Genomic DNA, 15,889 nt, shown 5'->3' on the forward strand with positions numbered 1-15,889 from the left:
CCATGTATTCCGTGGACCGCACCGGCAGGTTGGACCAATCCGTGCGCGAGCGGCTGCTGGCGCCGAACTTCTGGCACCTGGCGACCGTCGGGCCGGACGGAGCGCCGCAGGTGTCGCCCATGTGGGCGGACCTGGAGGGCGACCACGTCATGGTCAACACGGCGGTCGGCCGCGTGAAGGAGGAGAACCTGCGGCGCAACCCCGGTGTCTCGCTCTCCCACCACGACCCGGAGAACCCCTACGACCGGGTGGAGATCCGGGGGCGGGTGGCGCGGTTCGTCGAGGGCGAGGAGGCGGAGCGCTCCATGGACCGGCTGACCCGCAAGTACATCGGCGAGGACCGCTACCCGTGGCTGCTGCCGGGAGAACGCCGGCTGATGCTGCTGATCGAGCCGGTGAAGGTACGCCGGGTGGTGGGGGTGGAGCCGTTCCGGCCGGGGGTGCTGCCCTAGGGGCCGGGGGTATGGTCGTCCGGCGTCGGGCGGGGCGTGGGAGCGGGGGAGGGGCGTATGCCGGAACGAGGCGTCAGCGTCGGGCAGTTGCTGCTCGCCGAGTACCAGACGGTCAAGGACGAGCAGAAGGCGCGGATCGGGTTCCGGGACAACCTGCTGTACGTGACGCTCGGCGTGGTGGCCGCCGTCATCGCCGCCGCCGCGCAGGCCGAGCAGCCGGCGATGCTGCTGGCGCTGCCGCCGGTGTGCGTGGTGCTCGGATGGACCTACCTGGTCAACGACGAGAAGATCTCGGCGATCGGGCACTACGTGCGGGAGGACCTGGGGCCGCGGCTCGCCCGGCTGGCCGCCGCCGAGGGCGAGTTCGCCACCTTCGGCTGGGAGGCGTACCACCGCACCGACGTCCGGCGCCGGACCCGCAAGGCGATCCAGGCCGTGATCGACCTGACCGCCTTCTGCGCGGTGCCGCTGGCCGCGCTGGTGGTGTTCTGGGCCGGCCGGTCCGGCGGCGCGCTGCTGGTCGGGCTGTCGGTGGCCGAGGCGGTCGCGGTGGTGGGACTCGGGGCGCAGGTGCTCCTGTACATGAGGCCGGCGCGACCGGCGGGGGCCGCGGGCTGACGGCCTGGCGTCGACGCCGGCCGCGGGGGAGCGGCGGGGTGGCGGCGGGGTGGCGGCGCTACCGCCCCCGTCCCCACCGGTACACCAGCTCCGGACGCCCCACCTGTCCGTACAGCGGGCTGCGGCCCGCCGTGCCCGCTTCCACCAGGTGTTCCAGGTAGCGGCGGGCCGTGATCCGGGAGATTCCCACGGTCTCCGCGAGCGCCGCCGCGGTCAGGCCCTGCGCGGACTCCCGCAGCGCGACCGTGACCCGTTCCAGGGTCGGGGCGCTGAGGCCCTTGGGGAGCGCGGCGGGCGACGGGGCGCGCAGGGCGCCGAGGGCACGGTCCACCTCGTCCTGGCCGCTCGCCTCGCCCACCGCGGCGCGGAACTCCGCGTAGCGGGTGAGCCGGTCCCGGAGGGTCGCGAAGGTGAAGGGCTTCAGGACGTACTGGACCACGCCCAGCGAGACGCCCTCGCGCACCACCGCCAGGTCCCTAGCCGACGTCACCGCTATGACGTCGGCCTGGTGGCCGGCCGCCCGCAGGGAGCGCGCGAACTGCAGGCCGTGCACGTCCGGCAGGTGCAGGTCCAGGAGGAGCAGGTCCACCGGCGTGCGGTCCAGGACGCGGCGCGCCTCCGCGCCCGTGTGCGCCTTGCCCACCGCCGTGAACCCCGGCACCCGGCCCACGTACAGCACGTGCGCGTCCGCGGCCACCGGGTCGTCCTCGACGACCAGGACTCTGATCGGCTCCCCGGTCACCGGGCCCCGCCTCCCGCCAGCGACGCCCGCAGCGGCAGCCGCACCTCGAACACCGCGCCGCCCTCCGGTGCCTCCGTCACGGTCAGCCTGCCTTCCAGCCGCGTCACCGCCTGCCGGACCAGCGCCAGTCCGAGGCCCCGGCCGCCCGGTCCCGCCGGCTTCGTCGAGAAGCCGCGCTGGAAGACCAGCTCGGCGTGGGCGGGGTCGACCCCCGCGCCCGTGTCCGTCACCCTCATCACCAGTTCGGCGTCCTCCGCGAAGGCGGTCACCGTTACCCGGGCCCGTACCGTCCCCTGGGCCGCGTCGACCGCGTTGTCGATCAGGTTGCCGAGGACGGTGACGAGATCGCGTGCCGACAGGCTCTCCGGTAGCAAACCGTCATCCAGCCGGCTCTCGTCCGAGACCACCAGCTCGACGCCCCGTTCGTTGGCCTGCGCCGTCTTGCCGAGCAGCAGCGCCGCCAGGACCGGCTCGCTGACCGCCGCCACCACCTGGTCGGTCAGGGCCTGAGCCAGCTCCAGCTCGGCCGTCGCGAAGTCGACGGCCTCGGCGGCGCGTCCCAGCTCGATCAGGGAGACCACGGTGTGCAGGCGGTTCGCCGCCTCGTGCGCCTGCGACCGCAGGGCCTGTGTGAAACCCCGTTCGGAGTCCAGCTCGCCGGTCAGGGCCTGGAGTTCGGTGACGTCGCGGAGGGTGGCCACGGTGCCGCGGCGCTCGCCGCCCGACACCGGCGAGGTGTTCAGCACCAGGACCCGGTCCGCCGTCAGGTGCACCTCGTCCACCCGGGGTCCGGCGGCCAGCAGCGCGCCGGTCAGCGGTGCCGGCAGGCCCAGTTCGGCCACCGAGCGGCCCACCACCTCCTCCTCGGGGCCCACTCCGAGCAGTTCCCGGCCGCCGTCGTTGATCAGGGCCACCCGGAACTGGCCGTCCAGCATCAGCAGGCCCTCGCGGACCGCGTGCAGCGCCGCCTGGTGGTAGTCGTGCATCCGGCTCAGCTCGGCCGCGTTCATGCCGTGCGTGTGCCGCCGCAGCCGGGCGTTGATCACGAACGTGCCGACCGCGCCCAGCGCCAGCGCGCCGCCCGCCGCCCCGAGCAGCGCCGTCACCTGCTCCTGGACCCGCTGGCTGATCGCGTCCACCCGGATGCCGGCGCTCACCAGGCCGATCACCCGGCCGTTGTCCAGGACCGGCGTCACCGTGCGCACGGAGGGGCCGAGGGTGCCCTTGTAGGTCTCGCTGAAGGTGTGGCCGTGCCGGGCGGCCTCGATGTGGCCCAGGTAGTGCCGGCCGATCTCGTTCTGGTCCGGGTGGGTCCAGCGGATGCCGTCCGGGGTCATGATCGTGACGAAGTCGACCTCGGTGTCCCGCATGACCTGGAGCGCGTAGGGCTGCAGCTCCTTGGTGGGGTCCGGCGTGTGGATCGCGGTACGGACCGAGGGGGCGTCGGCGACCGACCTGGCCACCGCCGCCGCCTGCCGGGCCGCCGCCTGCTCGGCCTGGTGGCGGTCGCTGACGTAGCTGAAGAGCGCGTACCCGGCGACCAGCACCGCTATCAGCACGGCCTGCATGGCGAAGAGCTGTCCCGCCAGGCTGCGGGGGCGGGGGACGGTCGGGAGGCGCATGTCAGCAGTGTGCCTCTCCGGTTAACGATGAACTAAATGAACGGAAGGGTGACCGGGCTCACAGGGCGGGAGATAGTCACGGCAACCCCCATATCCCCCGGACGTGAGCCGCACGCCGGTGATGCCGACGAAGACGTCAAGGAGGGCAGCCGTGGCCGCCGCAAGCACCCCCAGTACGGCACCTGCCGCTCCCGCTGCGAAGCGGGACCGTACCCATTACCTGTACATCGCCGTGATCGTCGCGGTGGCCCTGGGCATCGCCGTGGGGCTGATCTGGCCCGACGCGGGCGTCGAGCTGAAGCCGCTCGGCACCGGGTTCGTCAACCTGATCAAGATGATGATCTCGCCGATCATCTTCTGCACGATCGTGCTCGGGATCGGGTCCGTGCGCAAGGCCGCGAAGGTCGGTGCCGTCGGCGGTATCGCGCTCGGCTACTTCCTGGTGATGTCGCTGGTCGCGCTCACCATCGGCCTGGTCGTCGGCAACATCCTGCACCCCGGTGACGGGCTGCACATCACCAACGCCCTCAAGGCCACCGGGCACGCCCAGGTGGACTCCGAGGCGCTCGGCGGCGTCGACTTCGTGCTGTCGATCATTCCGACCACGTTCGTCTCGGCCTTCACCGAGGGCCAGGTGCTGCAGACGCTGCTGATCGCGCTGCTCGCCGGGTTCGCGCTGCAGGCCATGGGCTCGGCCGGGCAGCCGGTGCTGCGGGGCGTCGAGCACATCCAGCGGCTCGTCTTCCGCATCCTGGGCATGATCATGTGGGCCGCGCCGATCGGTGCCTTCGGCGCCATCGCGGCGGTCGTCGGCTCCGCCGGGCTCGACGCCCTCAAGAGCCTCGCCGTGCTGATGCTCGGCTTCTACGTCACCTGCGTGCTGTTCGTCTTCGTGGTGCTGGGCGCGATGCTCCGGGCCATCGCGGGTCTGAACATCTTCTCCCTGTTCAAGTACCTGGCCCGCGAGTTCCTGCTGATCCTGTCCACCTCGTCCTCCGAGTCCGCGCTGCCGCGGCTCATCGCGAAGATGGAGCACCTGGGCATCAGCAAGCCGGTCGTCGGCATCACCGTTCCGACCGGGTACTCCTTCAACCTCGACGGCACGATGATCTACATGACCATGGCGTCGCTCTACATCGCCGACGCCCTCGGCACGCCGATGTCGGTCGGCGAGCAGATCCCGCTGCTGCTCTTCCTGCTGCTGGCCTCCAAGGGCGCGGCGGGTGTCAGCGGCGCCGGTCTGGCCACGCTGGCCGGCGGTCTGCAGTCGCACAAGCCCGCGCTGGTGGACGGCGTCGGCCTGATCGTCGGCATCGACCGGTTCATGAGCGAGGCCCGCGCGCTGACGAACTTCGCCGGCAACGCGGTCGCCACGGTCCTGATCGGCACCTGGACCAAGGAGATCGACAAGGGCCGGGTGCGGCAGGTGCTCGGGGGTGAGCTGCCGTTCGACGAGAAGACGCTGCTGGACGACGGGGAGCCGGGCACGCCCGAGGTGCCCGAGCAGCGCGAGGAGCTGGCGAAGGCCTGAGCGCCCGCCGGCCGGTGCGGCCGGCCGCGTGCCTCGGACCCGGGCGCCGTGTGCCCGGTCCACCCGCTCCGGACGTCCGGCCCCGCCTGAACCGGGGCCGGGCGTCCGGCCGAAGCCTCCGGGCGGCCGGCAACTCCCCCCCCCGTCCGGCCGCCCGGAGCCCGATCCGGCTACTCGCTCAGCTCGGCCACCAGTTCCGTGGCCCGGGAGGCGGGCACGCCCGCCGCCGTCAGTGCGCTGACGGCGGCGGCGCGGCCCGCCTTCCGCGCGTCCAGGAGGCCGTCGTTGACCGCTTCCATCACCGCGAACAGCAGTTGCTCGTGCACGTACGCGAGGGCCGGCGCCGGCAGCGGTGAGGTGAAGATCCCCTCGTCGAGGCCGCGGCGCAGCAGCTCCACCTTCTGCTCGCGCAGCGGGGTGAGCCGGTCGCGGATGCCCTGCATGGTGACGGTGCGCTGGGCCAGGCCGATCAGCAGCCGGTAGCGGTCGGCGGTCTCCCAGATGGCGAGGACCGAGCGGGCCACCGCCTCCGCCGGGTCCGCGGTCTGCCGCCGGGCCCCTTCGTCGGCCGCGGTCAGCGTCCGCACCGCGTCGTCGACCAGGGTGCCGATCAGCGCCTCCCGGCTCGGGAAGTGGCCGTACACGGTCCGTCGTACGACCCCTGCCGCGCGCGCGATCTGGTCCATCGAGGCGTCGGGGTCGCGCAGCAGCTCGGCGAGGGCGACGTCGAGGATGCGGCGCCTGTTGAGGTCGGCGCGGGAGGGGTTACCCGTGGTCATGGCTGCCATTCTGCCTGGCCCGCGGTCCGTCTCGCCGTCTCTCCGCAAGTGCTTCACCCCCACCGTTTGCACAGTGCTGTGCAGATCCCTTACATTGCACATGGTTGTGCAGTTGCACGCAACTGTGCAAGTCCCGCCGTACGGACCCGACGGCACCTGGACGCGTGAGGAAGGCGATCCCTGTCATGCGACTCGTCATGAAGGAACCGGTGGAGACGGCCGAGCGGCCCTATCCGCGCCGCTGGTGGGCGCTGCTGGTGCTCTGCCTGAGCCTGCTGATCATCGTGATGGCCAACACCGCCCTCACGGTGGCCGCGCCCGACATGACCGCCGACCTCGGGCTCGGCAGCGCCGACCTGCAGTGGGTCATCGACGGCTACACCGTCCCCTACGCCGCCCTGATGCTGCTGCTCGGCGCCGTCGGCGACAAGTACAGCCGCCGCGGGGCGCTGATCCTCGGCCTGGCCGTGTTCGCGGGCGGAGCCGTCCTCGGGTACGCCGCCGGCAGCGCCGCGACCGTGATCGCGGCCCGTGCCGTGATGGGCACCGGCGCCGCGCTGATCATGCCGGCCACCCTCTCGCTGCTCGCCGCCACCTTCCCGCGCCGCGAGCGGGCCAAGGCCATCACCCTGTGGACCGCCACCGCCGGGCTCGCCATCGCCGCGGGACCGGTGGTCGCCGGCGCGCTGCTGCGCGACCACGGCTGGTCCGCGACCTTCCTCATCAACGTGCCGATCGCCGCCGTCGCGGCCGTCGGCGCCCTGGTCCTCGTGCCGCCGAGCAGGGCCGGCCACCACGACCGCATCGACTACGTCGGCGGACTGCTCTCCGTGCTCTGGATCGGCGCGCTGGTCTACATGATCATCGAGGGGCCGCACTTCGGCTGGGGTGCCAAGGCGGTCACCGCCGCCGTGGTCGCGGGCGCCGGACTTCTCGCCTTCGTCCTGTGGGAGCTGCGCCACCCGCACCCGGTGCTGGACGTCCGCCGCTTCGCCCACCGCCGCTTCGCCGGTTCCAACCTCGCCGTGGCCCTGTTCTTCCTGGCCGTCTTCGGCGCCTTCTACTACCTCACCCAGCACCTCCAGTTCGTCCTCGGCTACGACGCCCTCGGCACCGGCGTGCGCATGCTGCCGCTGGCCGGCGCCGTCTTCGCCGGGTCGGCCCTGACCGGCTGGCTCACCCCGCGCGTGGGGATGAGGTGGACGGTCACCGCGGGCATGGCCGGCGGCACCACCGCGCTCGCCCTGCTCACCCGGGTCGACGCCGCCTCCGGGTACGGGGACTTCGTGGCGCCCCTGATCATCCTCGGGCTGGCCATCGGCCTCGCGCTCTCGCCCTGCACGGACGCGATCATGGGCGCCTTCCCGGAGTCCGAACTGGGCGTCGGCGGCGCCGTCAACGACACCTCGCTGGAGCTGGGCGGCTCCCTCGGCATCGCCGTCCTCGGCTCGCTCCTCGCCACCTCCTACGGCAACCACCTCACCGACGCCACCAGCGGCAGCAGGCTGCCCGCGAGCGCGCTGGCCACCGCCCAGGACTCGGTCGGCGCCGGGTACGCGGTCGCCCGGGGCATCGGCGAGCAGGCCCGGCGGACCGCCGCCCGGGCCGCGCAGGCCACCGACCCGCAGCAGGCCGCCCAGTTGAAGGCGCAGGCCGGTCAACTGAGTGAAGGCGCACGGCAGATGGCGGACGCCGTCGGCTCCTCCTTCGCCTCCGCGGTGGCCCACACCAGCCTGGTCGGAGCGGTCCTGCTGGGCATCGGGACGGTGCTGGTGGCGGCGCTGCTGCCGGGGCGCGCGGCGCCGGGGCAGGAGGCCCCGGCAGAGGAAAGGGAGCCGGCGGAGAGCGGGGCGCGCTGACCCCCGACCGGCACGTGCGGGCCGTATCCACTAACGTGCCGCTCCGGACCAACCGGAACGGCACGTCGGCACTGGCATGGAGGCACGGGGGATGAAGATCGACTGGGACCGTCGGCACTGCGCGCGCAAGGGGCACGTCACCTACGCCCCCGACGACCCGCGGCTGCGGGTACGGCTGCACGCCCAGACCGCGGTCGGGGAGGCCTGGCGCTGCCTGCGCTGCGGCGACTTCGCGCTCGGCGAGCCGCACGGCTCGGGCCCGGCGGCCGACGCCCCGCTGGTACCGCGCGGGAAGGTGCTGCGGGACCTGTTCATCCTGCGCTTCCTGGCGGTCGAGCGGGCCGTGCGCGGGGTGTTCATCGTGCTCGCCGCCGTCGCGGTGTGGAAGTTCAGCAACAGCCAGGACGCGGTGCGCCGGCTCTTCAACGAGTACCTGGACACCTTCCGACCGGTCTTCAAGCACTTCCACTACGACCTCGACCACTCACCGGTCGTCGGCTCCATACAGAAGGCCTTCGGCTACAAGCACTCCACCCTGGTGCTCGTGGCCGGGCTGCTGCTGGCGTACGCGCTGATCGAACTCGTCGAGGCGGTCGGGCTCTGGTACGCCAAGCGGTGGGCCGAATACCTCACGGTGGTCGCCACCGCCGCCTTCCTGCCGCTGGAGATCTGGGAACTCACCGAGAAGGTCAGCTACCTGAAGATCGCCACGCTGGTGCTGAACATTCTCGCGGTGCTCTACATCGCCCTCGCCAAGCGGCTGTTCGGGCTGCGCGGCGGACGGCGGGCCTTCGACGAGGAGCGGCACAGCGCCTCCCTGCTCGAAGTCGAGGAATCCGCGGGGATGCAGCCGAGCTTGCCTTGACGTCGGCGTCAAGGCCTACCGTCGTGGACATGCGAATCGGCGAGCTGGCCGCACGGGCCGGTACCACCACGCGCACCCTGCGGTACTACGAGGCGCGCGGGCTGCTGCCCGCGCGCCGCTCCGGCAACGGCCACCGGACCTACGACGAGCGCGACCTGAAGCTGCTCACGCAGATCCGGACGCTCCAGGACTTCGGCTTCGAGCTGGAGGAGACCCGGCCGTTCGTGGAGTGCCTGCGGGCCGGGCACCCGGAGGGCGACACCTGTCCGGCGTCGCTCGCGGTCTACCGGCGCAAGCTGACGGAGCTGGACTCGCTCATCGGCGAGCTGGAGGCCGTGCGGAGCGAGGTCGGGGCCCAGCTGGAGCGGGCCGAGCGGGCGCGGGCGCGGCTGGCCGCCGAGGCGGCGGTTCCGGGTGGTCCGGAACCGGTGTGCGAGCTGGGAGGGGACGGCGGATGACCAGGGCAGCGGGTGTGGCCGAGGTGACGGACGCGGACTTCGCGGCGGAGGTGATCGGGGCGGACCGGCCGGTGCTGGTGGAGTTCACCGCCGACTGGTGCCCGCCGTGCCGGCAGATGGCGCCGGTGCTCACGGCCCTCGCGGCGCAGGAGGGCGAGCGGCTGAAGGTGGTCCAGCTGGACGTGGACCACAACCCGGAGACGACCAACGCCTACAAGGTGCTGTCGATGCCGACGTTCATGGTGTTCCGGGACGGCGAGCCGGTGAAGGCGATGGTCGGCGCCCGGCCCGGACGGCGGCTCCGCGAGGAACTGTCCGACGTCCTCTGAACCCGCCCCGAACACAGGAAATCCCCCGGCAATTGCGCCCGGGGGATTTTTTTGCGTATATTCAAGAGTTCGTGACTTCGGATCGGTGAAGAAATCGATTGAGCCACGAAGAAGTTCAGTGGGCACAGTATATCCGGGCGGGAGCGGAATTGTCAAACACCGAATTTCCGGACGATGAATTGCGGCACGAGCAGGAATTCATCGACGGACTGTACGCACGGGTGGACGCCCTGCGCGGCGACACCGAGGACTCGGTCGCGGACGCCCTCTCCCTCGGCGACAAGCCGATGCAGGCCCGCCTGGAGCGGGACATCCTGGTCGCCGAGCGGTCCGGGCTGCTGGCCGCGCTGAACGCCGTGGACGGCTCGCTCTGCTTCGGCCGGATCGACCTGACCTCCGGCACGAAGCACCACATCGGCCGGATCGGACTGCGCCGCGACGACGCCGAGCGCACCCCGCTCCTCATCGACTGGCGCGCCGCGGTCGCCCGCCCCTTCTACCTGGCCACCGGCCACACCCCGATGGGCCTGCGGCGCCGCCGGCACATCGCCACCGACGGCCGCAGGGTCGCCTCCCTGCACGACGAGATCCTCGACCTCGGCGACCAGGAGCGCACCGGCCACGAGGACCCGTCCGGCGACGCCGTGCTGCTGGCCGCCCTCAACTCGGCCCGCACCGGCCGGATGAACGACATCGTGCAGACCATCCAGGCCGAGCAGGACGAGATCATCCGGGCACCGCACCGCGGGATCCTGGTCGTCGAGGGCGGTCCCGGCACCGGGAAGACCGCCGTCGCGCTGCACCGGGCCGCCTACCTCCTGTACGAGCACCGGGAACTGCTCGCCAAGCGGGCCGTGCTCATCGTCGGACCCAACCCCGCCTTCCTCGGCTACATCGGCGAGGTGCTCCCCTCGCTCGGCGAGACCGGCGTGCTGCTCGCGACGGTCGGCGAGCTGTACCCGGGCGTGAAGGCCACGGCCGCCGACACCCCGGAGGCGGCCGCCGTCAAGGGCTGCGCCGACATGGCCGACGTGCTCGCCGCCGTCGTACGCGACCGGCAGGCGCTGCCCGACCCGGTCATCACCGTCGAGCACGACCGCGAGGTGCTGATGCTCGACGACGGCCTGGTGAACGTGGCCCGCGAGCGCACCCGGGCCGCCGGGCTCCCGCACAACGTGGCCCGCGAGTACTTCGAGGGGCACATCCTCAACACCCTCACCGACCTGTACGCCGAGCGGGTCGGCACCGACCCCTTCGACGGCAGCAGCCTGCTGGACGCCTCCGACATCACCCAGATCCGCGACGAGCTCGCCGAGAACCCCGAGGTCTGGTCGGCCGTCGACCGGCTGTGGCCGCGGCTGACCCCGCAGCGCCTGGTCGCCGACTTCCTCGCCGCGCCCGAGGGCCATGTCGGCGATCAGGACGCGGCCGCGATCCGGCGCCCGGTGACCCGCGCCTGGACCGTCTCCGACGTGCCCCTGCTCGACGAGGCGGCCGAGCTGCTCGGCGTCGACGAGCGGGTCGCACGGGCCCGCGCCGAACGCGAGCGCGAGACCCAGATCGCCTACGCGCAGGGCGTCCTCGACGTCTCCTACGCCTCCCGGACCTACGAGTTCGACGACAAGGAGGACAGCGACCCCGAGGCCTCGGAGGTCCTGTCCGCGCACCACATCATCGACGCCGAACGGTTCGCCGAACGCCACGAGGAGGAGGACTTCCGCAGCGCCGCCGAACGCGCGGCGGCCGACCGCACCTGGGCCTTCGGGCACATCATCGTCGACGAGGCGCAGGAGCTGTCGCCGATGGCCTGGCGGCTGCTGATGCGGCGCAGCCCGACCCGCTCCATGACCCTGGTCGGCGACCCCGCCCAGACCGCGGAGGCGGCGGGCGTCGGCTCCTGGTCCCGGATCCTCCAGCCGTACGTCGAGGACCGCTGGGACCACACCCGCCTCGGCGTCAACTACCGCACCCCGTCCGAGATCATGGACCTCGCCGCGGCCGTGGTCCGCGCCGGGGACCCGGACTTCGAACCGCCCAGCTCGGTGCGGTCCACCGGAGTGCGCCCGTGGATCCGGCAGGCCCACGACGACCTGCCCGGCGCCGTGGCGAAGGCCGCCGCCGAACTCACCCCGGCGGACGGCCGGCTGGCGGTGATCGCACCGCGCGACCTGCACCGCGCCCTGGCCGCCGGCCTGGACGGCGTCACGGCCGGCGCCGAACCCGACCTGACCCGGGCGGTCGTGCTGCTGGACCCGCGCCAGGCCAAGGGCCTGGAGTTCGACTCGGTCCTGGTGGTCGAACCGGGCCGCTACGGCACCAGCGACCTGTACGTGGCGCTGACCCGGGCCACCCAGCGCCTGGGCGTACTGCACACCGGCCCGCTGCCCGACGGGCTCAGGCAGGCCGCAGCCACACCGTAGCCAGCGGGGGCAGGGTCAGGCGGATGCTCGTGGGGCGGCCGTGGGACTCGTGGTGCTCCGGCTTCACCGGGTCGGGGTTGGTGATGCCGCTGCCGCCGTACCGGGCGGCGTCCGAGTTGACGGCCTCGTGCCAGGCCGGGACGTCGTCCGGGACGCCCAGGCGGTAGTCGGCGCGGACCACCGGGGCGAGGTTGGAGACCGCGAGGAGCGGGCTGCCCTCGGCGTCGTACCGCAGGAAGGCGAAGACGTTGTCCTCGGCCGCGTCGCCCGCGATCCACTGGAAGCCGGCGAGGGAGGTGTCCCGCTGCCACAGGGCCGGGGTGGCGCGGTAGACGGAGTTCAGGTCGCGGACCAGGTCGCGCACGCCCCGGTGGTCGGCCTCGGCGCCGTAGGCCGGGTCCAGCAGCCACCAGTCGGGGCCGTGGGCCTCCGACCACTCCGCGCCCTGGGCGAACTCCTGCCCCATGAAGAGCAGTTGCTTGCCGGGATGGGCCCACATGAAGCCCAGGTAGGCACGGAGGTTGGCACGCTGCTGCCACCAGTCGCCGGGCATCTTGGAGACCAGCGAGCGCTTGCCGTGCACGACCTCGTCGTGGGAGATGGGCAGCACGTAGTTCTCGCTGTACGCGTAGACCATCGAGAAGGTCATCTGGTGGTGGTGGTACCTGCGGTGCACCGGCTCGTGGGACATGTACTCGAGCGAGTCGTGCATCCAGCCCATGTTCCACTTCAGGCCGAACCCGAGGCCGCCGGTGTCGGTCGGCCGGGTCACGCCGTCCCACGCGGTGGACTCCTCGGCGATCGTCACCACGCCCGGCACCCGCCGGTAGACCGTCGCGTTCATCTCCTGGAGGAACGCCACCGCGTCCAGGTTCTCCCGCCCGCCGTGCTCGTTCGGCGTCCACTGGCCCGCCTCGCGGGAGTAGTCGAGGTAGAGCATCGAGGCGACCGCGTCCACCCGCAGCCCGTCGATGTGGAACTCCTCGCACCAGTACAGGGCGTTGGCCACCAGGAAGTTGCGCACCTCACGGCGTCCGAAGTCGAACTCCAGGGTGCCCCAGTCCGGATGGGCCGCCCGCAGCGGGTCGGAGTGCTCGTACAGCGGCCGTCCGTCGAACTCGGCCAGCGCCCACTCGTCCCGCGGGAAGTGCGCCGGCACCCAGTCCATCAGCACCCCGATGCCGGCCCGGTGCAGCGCGTCGACCAGGTACTTGAAGTCGTCCGGGGTGCCGAGCCGGGCCGTCGGGGCGTAGAAGCCGGTGACCTGGTAGCCCCAGGAGCCGCCGAAGGGATGCTCGGCGACCGGCATCAGCTCGACGTGCGTGAAGCCCAGGTCGCCGACGTAGCGCGGGAGTTGCTCGGCCAGTTCGCGGTAGGTCAGGCCGGGGCGCCAGGACGGCAGGTGCACCTCGTACACCGAGAACGGCGCCTCGTGCACCGGCGTGTCGCCGCGGTGCGCCATCCACTCGCCGTCGGTCCACTCGTGCCGGGACACGTCGACGATGGACGACGTGCTCGGCGGCACCTCGGTGCGGCGGGCCATCGGGTCCGCGCGCAGGGTGCGGGAGCCGTCCGGGCGGGTGATGTCGAACTTGTACAGCTCGCCCGCACCGACGCCCGGCACGAACAGCTCCCAGACCCCGGACGAGCCGAGCGAACGCATCGGATGGCCGGTGCCGTCCCAGAAGTTGAAACCGCCGGCCACCCGGACGCCCCGCGCGTTCGGCGCCCACACCGCGAACCGGGTGCCCGTCACGCCCTGGTGGGTCATGGGATGCGCGCCGAGCACCTCCCACAGCTGCTCGTGCCGGCCCTCGCCGAGCAGGTGCAGGTCCAGGTCGCCCAGCGTGGGCAGGAAGCGGTAGGCGTCCTCGGACTCCTGGACCGTCCCCTCGTACTCCACCAGCAGCCGGTAGACCGGCACGTCGGACAGAGGGAGCAGGACGGAGAAGAAGCCGTCGCCGTCGTCGTGCAGTTCGGCCCGCAGGTCCCGGCCGGCCACCACCGACACCCCGCGGGCGTAGGGACGGAACGCCCGCACGGCTATCCCGCCGCCCGGCACCGGATGCGCGCCCAGGACGGAGTGCGGGTCGTGGTGGGTGCCGAGCAGCAGCCGGTCGCGGTCGTCGGCGGCTACGGATACGGACTTCTTGGAGGTCACGGACGCGTCTCCCGGGGATGTCAGGTCGAGTCGGAGGTGGCGAGGCGGCGGACGGCCGACAGGGGCACGGGAAGCCAGTCGGGGCGGTGCCGGGCCTCGTAGACGACCTCGTAGACGGCCTTGTCGGTCTCGTAGGCGCGCAGCAGCACGGGGTCGGTGCGGGGGTCGGTGCCGGTGATCTCGGCGTACCCGGAGCAGTAGGCGGCCCGGCACAGCTGGGCCCAGGCGCGGGCCGAGGGGGTCACCGAGTGGGCCGCGTAGTCGAAGGAGCGCAGCATGCCGGCGATGTCGCGGACCGGCGGCTGCGGCAGCCGGCGCTCGGCCAGCGGGCGGGCCGGCTCGCCCTCGAAGTCGATCAGGGACCACTCCCCGGACGGCGAGCGCAGGCACTGCCCCAGGTGCAGGTCGCCGTGGACCCGCTGGGCGGTCCAGGTGCGGCCCTCGGCGGCCAGGCCGGCCAGCGCCTCGTAGGCCGAGCGCAGCCCGTCCTCGTAGGGCCGCAGCGCGGGCACCGCCTGGGCGGCCGCCGTCAGCCGCTCGGTCATGCCCGCGACCATCGACTCCAGCTGGACGTGTCCGAGGGTGACGGTGGGCAGCGCCCGGGCCAGCGCGGTGTGCACCTCGGCGGTGGCCCGCCCCAGCGCCCGCGCGTCCGCCGCGAAGTCCTCGCCCTTGGCCAGCTCGCGCAGCGCCAGTTCCCAGCCGTCGGTCGCGCCGCTCACGAAGGGCTGCAGGACGGCCAGCACGTACGACGCGCCGGGCTCCTCGGACAGCTCCGCCCGCAGCCAGGCCGCCGGGGCGGGCACCCGGGCGCAGCCTTCGCGGGCCAGCGCCAGGGGCAGCTCCAGGTCCGGGTTGACGCCGGGCACGACGCGCCGCAGGAGCTTCAGGATGAACGTATCTCCATAGACGACCGAGGAGTTGGACTGCTCGGCGGTCAGCAGCCGGGCCACCAGTCCGTCGCGGATCTCGGTGCCGGGGTCGCGTTCGAAGGACAGCCCGCCGATCCGGGCCCGGGTGCGCAGGGCCTCCAGGAGCAGCTCGGCGGGCCGGGGGTCGTACAGGGCGTCGTACACCGTGCGTCCGGCCAGCGGACCCTCGGTGAGATGGCCGATCAGCGCGGGCGCCAGCCGCGGCGGCAGCGCCTCGCGCGTGCCTATGAGGAGCTGGTAGCAGTCGCCGGCCGAGGCGGGCGCGGGCGGCTGTTCGGCGCGGATCAGCAGATGGTGCAGGCCCAGCCTGCTGTCGGACGGCAGGAGTTCGGTCTCCGCCACGGTGGCGAAGCCGGTGACCGGACTGCCCTTGCCCGCGAACCAGCGCTGCCGGGGCAGCCACTCGCGCAGCAGGGGATCGAGCGAGGCGAGCAGAGGGGGCGTGGAAGAGGTGACCGTTTCCGCCATGGCGGTACGTCCTTTCCCCGGTCGTCGGGGGCGTCGGTGATGCGTGCCCCGGGCGGACCGGCGGTAGCCGCCGCCCGGGGTGGACCGTGCCTGGGTTCCGGTTACCCGTCCGCGCGCAGTCGGAACCAGTAGAAGCCGTGTCCTGCCAGGGTCAGCAGGTACGGCAGTTCGCCGACGGCCGGGAACCGGACCCCGCCGAACAGCTCCACCGGGTGCCGGCCGCTGAAGCGCCGCAGGTCCAGCTCGGTGGGCTGGGCGAAGCGGGAGAAGTTGTGCACGCACAGGACGAGATCGTCCTCGTACTCCCGCAGGAACGCGATCACCGCCGCGTTCGACGACTGCAGTTCGGTATAGGACCCCAGTCCGAAGGCAGGATTCTGCTTACGGATCTCGATCATCCGGCGCGTCCAGTGCAGCAGCGAGGACGGCGACGACATGGACGCCTCGACGTTGGTGACCTGGTAGCCGTGGACCGGGTCCATGATCGTCGGCAGGAAGAGCCGTCCCGGGTCGCAGGACGAGAAGCCGGCGTTGCGGTCGGGGGTCCACTGCATGGGGGTGCGCACCGCGTCGCGGTCGCCGAGCCAGATGTTGTCGCCCATGCCGATCTCGTCGCCGTAGTAGAGGATCGGCGAGCCGGGCAGGGACAGCAG

Annotated in this window: 14 protein-coding genes; 8 read left to right on the top strand and 6 right to left on the bottom strand. The window is 72.6% G+C overall.

All coding sequences use genetic code 11. The features are described from left to right. Positions 1-2: 2 nt before the first annotated feature. Positions 3-452: a PPOX class F420-dependent oxidoreductase gene (locus ACIQOE_RS19070; RefSeq protein ID WP_363013934.1), complete on the top strand. Its 450-nt coding sequence runs from the start codon at positions 3-5 to the stop codon at positions 450-452. A 57-nt stretch (positions 453-509) separates the two neighbouring features. Continuing rightward, complete coding sequence (locus tag ACIQOE_RS19075) at positions 510-1,070, top strand: hypothetical protein (RefSeq protein ID WP_365574210.1); 561 nt, start codon at positions 510-512, stop codon at positions 1,068-1,070. A gap of 58 nt (positions 1,071-1,128) precedes the next feature. Here ACIQOE_RS19075 and ACIQOE_RS19080 read toward each other — a convergent pair whose 3' ends face one another. Both ACIQOE_RS19080 and ACIQOE_RS19085 read right to left on the bottom strand, forming a co-directional pair. Beyond that, positions 1,129-1,812 (bottom strand): response regulator, encoded by a 684-nt coding sequence (locus tag ACIQOE_RS19080; RefSeq protein ID WP_351322171.1) that lies wholly within the window; start codon positions 1,810-1,812, stop codon positions 1,129-1,131. Beyond that, positions 1,809-3,434 carry an ATP-binding protein gene (locus ACIQOE_RS19085; RefSeq protein WP_401412499.1) on the bottom strand — a complete coding sequence of 542 codons (1,626 nt, stop codon included), beginning with the start codon at positions 3,432-3,434 and terminating at the stop codon, positions 1,809-1,811. Before ACIQOE_RS19085 ends, ACIQOE_RS19080 begins: the two co-directional genes overlap by 4 nt. A 121-nt stretch (positions 3,435-3,555) precedes the next feature. On the opposite strand from ACIQOE_RS19085, the gene ACIQOE_RS19090 reads away from it, so the two are divergent. Beyond that, on the top strand, positions 3,556-4,965 hold the full coding sequence (locus ACIQOE_RS19090; protein ID WP_401412556.1) for a cation:dicarboxylate symporter family transporter: 1,410 nt from the start codon (positions 3,556-3,558) through the stop codon (positions 4,963-4,965). A gap of 170 nt (positions 4,966-5,135) precedes the next feature. On the opposite strand, the gene ACIQOE_RS19095 is transcribed toward ACIQOE_RS19090, so the two are convergent. Then, positions 5,136-5,753 carry a TetR/AcrR family transcriptional regulator gene (locus tag ACIQOE_RS19095; RefSeq protein WP_351322175.1) on the bottom strand — a complete coding sequence of 206 codons (618 nt, stop codon included), beginning with the start codon at positions 5,751-5,753 and terminating at the stop codon, positions 5,136-5,138. A gap of 176 nt (positions 5,754-5,929) precedes the next feature. On the opposite strand from ACIQOE_RS19095, the gene ACIQOE_RS19100 reads away from it, so the two are divergent. The 5 genes from ACIQOE_RS19100 (at position 5,930) to ACIQOE_RS19120 (ending at position 11,675) form a co-directional block, all read left to right on the top strand. Next, positions 5,930-7,603: an MFS transporter gene (locus tag ACIQOE_RS19100; RefSeq protein WP_401412501.1), complete on the top strand. Its 1,674-nt coding sequence runs from the start codon at positions 5,930-5,932 to the stop codon at positions 7,601-7,603. A gap of 91 nt (positions 7,604-7,694) precedes the next feature. Next, positions 7,695-8,468 (top strand): DUF2127 domain-containing protein, encoded by a 774-nt coding sequence (locus ACIQOE_RS19105; RefSeq protein ID WP_365556312.1) that lies wholly within the window; start codon positions 7,695-7,697, stop codon positions 8,466-8,468. Between the two features lie 29 nt (positions 8,469-8,497). Further along, entirely contained in the window at positions 8,498-8,926 is a 429-nt protein-coding gene (locus ACIQOE_RS19110; protein ID WP_365556310.1) for a MerR family transcriptional regulator, read from the top strand. Next, a complete protein-coding gene (locus tag ACIQOE_RS19115) occupies positions 8,923-9,255 on the top strand; it encodes a thioredoxin domain-containing protein (RefSeq protein ID WP_351322183.1) in 333 nt (110 codons plus the stop codon). Before ACIQOE_RS19110 ends, ACIQOE_RS19115 begins: the two co-directional genes overlap by 4 nt. Before the next feature lie 149 nt (positions 9,256-9,404). Further along, positions 9,405-11,675 (top strand): HelD family protein, encoded by a 2,271-nt coding sequence (locus tag ACIQOE_RS19120; RefSeq protein WP_401412504.1) that lies wholly within the window; start codon positions 9,405-9,407, stop codon positions 11,673-11,675. On the opposite strand, the gene glgB is transcribed toward ACIQOE_RS19120, so the two are convergent. The 3 genes from glgB to ACIQOE_RS19135 all read right to left on the bottom strand — a co-directional run. Continuing rightward, complete coding sequence (glgB, locus tag ACIQOE_RS19125) at positions 11,650-13,836, bottom strand: 1,4-alpha-glucan branching enzyme (protein WP_401412506.1); 2,187 nt, start codon at positions 13,834-13,836, stop codon at positions 11,650-11,652. The genes ACIQOE_RS19120 and glgB overlap by 26 nt on opposite strands. A 20-nt stretch (positions 13,837-13,856) precedes the next feature. Then, positions 13,857-15,236: a maltokinase N-terminal cap-like domain-containing protein gene (locus ACIQOE_RS19130; protein ID WP_362649853.1), complete on the bottom strand. Its 1,380-nt coding sequence runs from the start codon at positions 15,234-15,236 to the stop codon at positions 13,857-13,859. A gap of 101 nt (positions 15,237-15,337) precedes the next feature. Then, a partial coding sequence (locus ACIQOE_RS19135) for an alpha-glucosidase C-terminal domain-containing protein (RefSeq protein WP_401412509.1) occupies positions 15,338-15,889 on the bottom strand: 552 nt, incomplete at its 5' end.

The sequence above is a fragment of the Streptomyces sp. NPDC091282 genome (assembly GCF_044757385.1).
GTDB lineage: Bacteria > Actinomycetota > Actinomycetes > Streptomycetales > Streptomycetaceae > Streptomyces > Streptomyces gramineus.